Origin of the sequence: uncultured Flavobacterium sp., from assembly GCF_937967675.1 — a bacterium.
In the GTDB taxonomy this organism is placed as follows: Bacteria; Bacteroidota; Bacteroidia; order Flavobacteriales; family Flavobacteriaceae; genus Flavobacterium.
In genome coordinates this window covers 1-6,316 of the sequence record NZ_CALBSN010000118.1, presented here as the reverse complement: position 1 = coordinate 6,316, position 6,316 = coordinate 1, and the positions used below count along the sequence as shown (strand labels likewise).

The 6,316-nt window shown below is 30.7% G+C and carries 7 protein-coding genes and 1 pseudogene; 1 reads left to right on the top strand and 7 read right to left on the bottom strand.

The genetic code is table 11. The features are described from left to right. Positions 1-504, top strand: a 504-nt coding sequence (locus Q0075_RS08065; protein WP_297869069.1) for a helix-turn-helix domain-containing protein, incomplete at its 5' end; no start/stop codon positions are given. On the opposite strand, the gene Q0075_RS08060 is transcribed toward Q0075_RS08065, so the two are convergent. The 7 genes and pseudogenes from Q0075_RS08060 to Q0075_RS08030 form a co-directional block, all read right to left on the bottom strand. After that, on the bottom strand, positions 493-1,167 hold the full coding sequence (locus Q0075_RS08060) for an ABC transporter ATP-binding protein (RefSeq protein ID WP_166235468.1): 675 nt from the start codon (positions 1,165-1,167) through the stop codon (positions 493-495). The two genes, Q0075_RS08065 and Q0075_RS08060, sit on opposite strands and share 12 nt — an antisense overlap. Positions 1,168-1,170: 3 nt before the next feature. Further along, positions 1,171-2,394, bottom strand: a complete 1,224-nt coding sequence (locus Q0075_RS08055) for an ABC transporter permease (RefSeq protein ID WP_297869068.1) — start codon at positions 2,392-2,394, stop codon at positions 1,171-1,173. Between the two features lie 3 nt (positions 2,395-2,397). Continuing rightward, a complete protein-coding gene (locus tag Q0075_RS08050; protein WP_297869067.1) occupies positions 2,398-3,486 on the bottom strand; it encodes an HlyD family efflux transporter periplasmic adaptor subunit in 1,089 nt (362 codons plus the stop codon). Positions 3,487-3,497: 11 nt separating this feature from the next. Further along, positions 3,498-4,787, bottom strand: coding sequence for a TolC family protein (locus tag Q0075_RS08045; protein WP_297869066.1), 1,290 nt, complete (start codon positions 4,785-4,787; stop codon positions 3,498-3,500). Between the two features lie 52 nt (positions 4,788-4,839). Further along, a complete protein-coding gene (locus Q0075_RS08040; RefSeq protein WP_297869065.1) occupies positions 4,840-5,433 on the bottom strand; it encodes a TetR/AcrR family transcriptional regulator in 594 nt (197 codons plus the stop codon). A gap of 72 nt (positions 5,434-5,505) precedes the next feature. Further along, entirely contained in the window at positions 5,506-5,895 is a 390-nt protein-coding gene (locus tag Q0075_RS08035) for a DoxX family membrane protein (RefSeq protein WP_297869064.1), read from the bottom strand. Positions 5,896-5,897: 2 nt separating this feature from the next. Then, a pseudogene (locus Q0075_RS08030) lies at positions 5,898-6,316 on the bottom strand (DNA polymerase III subunit delta'); the annotation flags it as partial.

Genomic DNA, 6,316 nt, shown 5'->3' with positions numbered 1-6,316 from the left:
CAACTTAAAAAAGCAAAATTACTCACCAATATCATTGTCGAAGGAAAAGAAATTTCAAAGCAAAATTTAATTTCGGAAGACATGAGTACATACAAAATCAATAAGTTAGTAGTTGTGGCAGAACGTTTTAGAACTTCGAACGCTGCTTTAGTAGAAGACGATGAAGACGTTTCGTATTACACCGATTCGAAAAAGAAAAAAACAAAAGAACCAAAGAAATCTACTTACGAGGATACCTTGGAATTGTGGAAACAAAATTTATCGATTTATGAAATTGCAAAACACCGAAAGTTAACACCACAAACGATTTACAACCATTTTGCCAAGCTAATTCAAATGGAAATCGTGCAACTTTCCGATATTTTACCGGAAGATAAAATTTCCGATTTAAGAGCTGCTTTCAAAGATTTTAAAGGCGAAAGCTTAGGCGAATTAAAAGAAATCCACGGCGATCAATTCTCTTGGGATGAGTTGCGATTGTATAAAGCGAGTTTAAACAATTAAACCATCTTTCATTTCTATAATTCGGTCGCTTTTTTTTGCAAAATCATCATCGTGTGTTACAGCAATGATGGTTTGGCCATAGTTTTGAGTTAATTCCTGAAAAATATCAAAAACAATGTTGGTGTTTTTACTGTCTAAATTTCCAGTAGGTTCGTCGCCCATGATTAATAATGGGTCGTTTATCAATGCACGTGCAATTGCTACACGCTGTTGTTGCCCGCCCGAAAGTTTGTTGGCAGGTTTTAAAGCTTGATCTTCTAAGCCAAGAATTTTGAGCTTTTCATATGCTTTTTCTTCAATTTCTTTTTCGGAAAGTTTTCCAAGTTTTATCGCTGGAATCATAACGTTTTTTAAGCACGTAAATTCTGAAAGTAAGTAATGAAATTGAAAAACAAAACCGATTTTTTCATTTCGAATAGCTGCTAATTTATCAGTTGACAAACCCGTCATTAATTCGTTATCAATGAATAAATTTCCTTTGTATTCTGTATCCATCGTTGATAAAACATACAACAACGTAGATTTACCACTGCCCGATTTTCCAACCATTGAAAGAAATTCACCCTTTTGAACTTCAAATGAAATATTTTTCAAGACTTGAAATTCAATTGGGTCATAGAAATATTTATCTATATTTTCGGTTTTTAGAATAGTTTGTCGCATAATTTATTTTCTAAAAATGGTAACAGGATCAACTTGTGCGGCTTTTTTAGCCGGAATATAACCTGCGAAAAAAGTAATTACTAAACCAATAACTACGCCTTGTAAATATTTTATAGGTTCATAATCAATAGGAAAATAACCAATATCACCACCAACATATACTTTTTTCAAGAAAGTTATTAAAACAGTTGCCATAATCATTCCGCCGATAACGCCCATGATTCCTATTGTTACCGCTTGTGTCACGAATATTCTAATGACATCTTTTCCTTTAAAACCCATAGCTTTTAAAATAGCGATATCATTAATTTTTTGGGAAACCGTCATGTTTAAAATATTATAAATTCCGAAACCTGCGACTAACAAAATAGTTAGAGAAACAAAAGTGATAATCATTTTTCGCATTTTGTTGGCCGCCATAAAAGTTTCGTTAGCTTCTTTCCAACCTTCTGCTTTATAACCCGTTATATTTGAAATTTTTTCAGCTATTGCTTTTGCTTTTTCTGGATCAACAATATTTACGTTAATATCTGTAATATAGGATGCTCCTTCTTTCAATAATTGTTGCGAACTGGCTAAATTTACATAGGAATTTGATTTATCAATTTTTGAATTATTGGTTTTAAAAATTCCAACAACTTTGTACGTTTTATTTACACTTTTTGACGAAGTTAAATTGATATTATCGCCAATTTTTGCATTCATTTTTTCGGCAATTCCGCTTCCAATAATAATTCCGTTTGGATTTGATTTTAATAAGTCAAAATTACCTTCGACCATAAACGATTTAATGTTGTACATCACATTCGCTTCTTCAGGTTTGATGCCAATTGCTAATCCAGAGATTTGTGATTTTCCATTGTTGTAAAAAACATTAACACTTACTTGAGGCGTAACTACAGTAACTTCGGGCTGTTTTAAAATGGTTTCAGAAATTAACTTCGGATTAATAATTGTATTGTTTGACGGAACAATTTTCGGGTTAATAATCAAGTAGTTTTCTTTAGAATTTTTAACCAAAACCTTGCTAATTTCGTCGTCTTTATATACTCGAATATGTGATGTTGTTTTAAAAATACTAGCACTCGAACTCTTATCAAATCCAACTAACATGCTATTCATAAAAATATAAATAGACATTCCTAAAACCACACCAGTCGCTGCAACAGCTGTTAGTTTTTTATTGGAAATAATATACGTTTTTGCTATTTCGGTATTGATGTTCATGGCTTAAGGTTTTAAAGGCAACAAAACATCTTCTTTAGTGATTCCGTCTAAAATTTCTACATATTCTGTAGAAACTATCCCTGTTTTTACGATAATGGCTTCGTCTTTCCCTTTTACCATTACTTTGTTTCCAAAACCTAAAAAATTTCTTGGAATTAATAGCGCATTTTTCTTTTCGCCAACCAGAATATTAGCTTCTAATTGCGTTCCATAAAGCGAAGTATTCAAGGGTTTATCGAAAATTACTTTACAAATAAACGATTGGGTTTGCTCATCAAAAGCGGCTAAAATTTCGCTGACTTTTGCATTATACACTTCATTTTTATTGGTGTTTAATTGCACAAAAACGGTTTGACCAATTTTTACTTTTCCAATACTATTTTCATCTACATTTAAAATGCCTTCAACTTTATTTTCATCTGCAATTACTGCAATTACATCTCCTTTTTTAACATAATCACCAGAGAATTTTAGCTTTTTAATAATTGTTCCTTTTTGTGGAACAACTAATTTATTATACCCTAAAACCACTTGATTGTTTTTCAATTGATTTTCAGTGTTGATGTAATTTTGTTTGGATTGTTGTAAAACTTGTTGGTATTGTTTTTTCAAAGCATTCAATTGCGATAATGAATTTTCTGCGGCTAATTGCATGTTTTCATATTCAACTTTGGCAATACTTTGCGAATTGTACAATCTTTTGTAGCGTTCGGCTTGCGTTTTATCTTGCTGATATTTACTTTCTGCAAACTTTATATTTTGTTGTAATTGTTGCAAAGCTGGAGCATTATCCGTTAAGTTTTCTTTTGAAATAACTACCAAATCTTTAGCCGAAGCGGTATTGTTTTCATTAGTTTTATTGTCAATTGAAGCAATAATTTGGTTTTCAGTTACTTTATTTCCAACGTCAAAAGTTGCATTTACTAAAATTCCATCTGTTTGAGCGGTAAGATTATAGGAATTGTCCCATTCTAATTCGCCCGAAGCAAAAACTAATTCTTTAATGTCTTGCACAACGGGCTTTCCTTCTTCTTTTGTTCCACATGAAACCAAAGTAGAAAGTGTTAGTAAAAGAAACAGACTATTTTTCATTTTGAATATTTTTAGTTGTTGTTTATCACAATTTTATTTTTTGAGAATCCTATGTTTGCCAAAGCATTTACAAGATTTATCTCACTGATTAACAAATCGTTTTGCGAAATTAGAAGTTTATCTAATGGCAAAATTTGTTCTTGGTATTGATTGAAATTTTTTTCAAAAGTGTCTTTTTTTAGCAGATATATTTTTTTGAAATTTTTATATTGCTCCATCGCTTTTTCATATTCAATTTCTAGTTGTTTGTTGGCAAATTCATTTTCTTTTTCGGCATGGTCTGCATTGTTTTTCAATTGGTTCAATTGAATTTTTTTATTGTAAACTGTGGCTAATTTTTGCACATTCGTTGGAAAATCCCAAGTAACTTTTAAACCTACATAATTATAATTTACCCAATTTGAATTCGCATCAAAATAGTTTTCATTGCTTAGATTTTGCCAATTAAATGATGATATGAAAGATAATACAGGCAATTGTTGCAAGCGAGCAATTTTTAAATCTTGTTGCATCATTTGGTATTGTAACTTATAGTTTTCGCTTTTAAAATTAGAGTTGGTTGCAACCAATTCTTCTCTATTTTCATAATTTGAAAGCTGTTCTGTAAGTTTTAAATCAAATTCATTTTCAAAGAAAAGTGCTAAACTTTGTTTTTGTATTTTTTCATTTAAGATAAGTTGCGATAATTTATCTTGTAGTGTAATTAAATTAGCTTCTGCTTCATTAACGTCTTGTTTTCTTGTAATTCCTTCGTTAAACTTGTTTTGGTTGATTAAAACTAAGCTTTCGGCAATTTTGATGTTTTCTTGGAGAATTTTTTTCTGAGCTTCAAACGAAAGCAAGTTAAAATACACACCATTAATTTGATTATAAATGTTTTGCTCGTTGAGTTTGTTTTGATTTTCAACTAACTGTTCGTTGATTTTTGCGCTTTTAATTTGGGCAATACTTCCAAAATTTAAAATATCAAATTGAGGTTGTATCGAAAAAGTGCTGGTATATTGTTGTCCCATGGTAACTTCCTTAAAAGTTCCTACAGGTAGTCCAAAGATTGGACCAGGTAAAAAACTTACTTGTTGTTCAAAATTATTCAAGGATTGAGCGGTTGCTGGAATTCTTGGATTTAATACATTTCCTATCGCTGTTTTCTTTGTCAAATTTGCTAATTGCGTTTGCAATGTTGCATTTTGCAAGGCATAATTCTTTTCTTTAGAAAGTTGTAATACTTCGGGTAATGAATTTACAATTCTTTCTTCTTGGGAAAAACCTGATATTCCACAAAAGATTGAAAAGTATATCAAAAATTTTCTTTTTGATTGTTTATGAATGTTTTCAAATTTTATCATCGCATTTTCATTTCTGTATTAAAGCCAACAAGTTGTCAATTGTTTTATTGCCTTCTGTTGTAATATCGTATTGAAAGTTTGAAAGTTTCCATTTTAACATTTGAAAACGAAAAGAACCTAGAATAATGGGTAATAAATCTTCTGTTGAAATTTCCGAAGTGAATTCGTTGGTTTGTTTTCCTTGTTCAAGTATTTGAGCCAACAATTGCATTTTGTTTTGCATTAATTGAAGAATTATCGTTCTAATTTCTTCAGATTCATCCAATAAACCATCGGATAAAACAGCAACAACAAAGTGAGGATTCTTTTTAAAATAGTTGAATTGACTTGTAAATACTGCTTTAAAATTCTCAGCCGAAGTATTTTGTGGCTTAATTTCTGAAGTTAATCGCTTGTTCATGTTTTGTTTTAATAGCGATAGTAAAGCAACTAAAATTTCTTCTTTCGATTTGAAATGGCGATAAATAGCACTTTCTGAAAAATTCATTTCTGAAGCAACCGTTTTTGTAGTTAAGCCTTTTATTCCTTTTTCAATAAGTATTTTTCCTGAAACCTCGATGATTTCAAGTTGTCTGTTTGATATTTCGTTTTTAATTGTCATAGGTTAGTGAATATTCACACTACAAAGATATACAAATATTTACTAACTAATAAAAAATCAAATAATTTTAAATTAGTTCAACCAAAAAACCACTAAAACTGCTGGAATAAAGTAAATTACAATCGTTCTAGCTCCATCGTAATCTTTGGCTAAACGTTGTCCAAATAAAAGAAAAAGTAACGTAATACAAGACAAAATAGCACCATAAAATCCTAAACCTCTAATCACTACATCTTGTACTAAGTGTTGGATGATTCCAGATACACATAAAATTCCAGAAACCACTTCTAAAACCAATACAATTCCTAAAGCAAACGGAACTTGTTTTGCTAAAATAGTATTCGCAAAATGACCATTAAGCCATTCTACATTGCCTTTCCAATCTTTAATTTTATCATATCCAGATTGTAAAAAAGTGATGGCTAAAAAAGCTAAGACTAAAAGCGGTGCAACTTGTATCATAATTATGCGTTTTTATGGATTAATCGTGTTAGTTTAATAGATAAATCGGTTAGTATGATTTTGCTATTTCCGTTTCTTTCAATGTGGTAAATAGCGTCTTCTAATTCTTTGTAAATATCTGAAATATTGGCGCCATTTACAAACGGAGCAAATTTTTCCAATTCAAATTTAGGCACTTTTGTTTCTAAGAAAACCAAGTCATTCGCTTGATAATTAAGCAATAAAGCTTGTCTAAAAAAGTGAATGCAATAGTGTAAAAATTGCTTTTGTGTTTCTCTTCCAGTGGAAGCAATGTTTTCACTCCAAGCAATCAAATCGTTAATAGCTGCAGCATTTCCTTTGGCACGGAAAGCACTTCTCACCCATTCTACAAACCATTCGTCAAACGGAAATTCATCGTCTTCTTTTCGTAAAATATGCA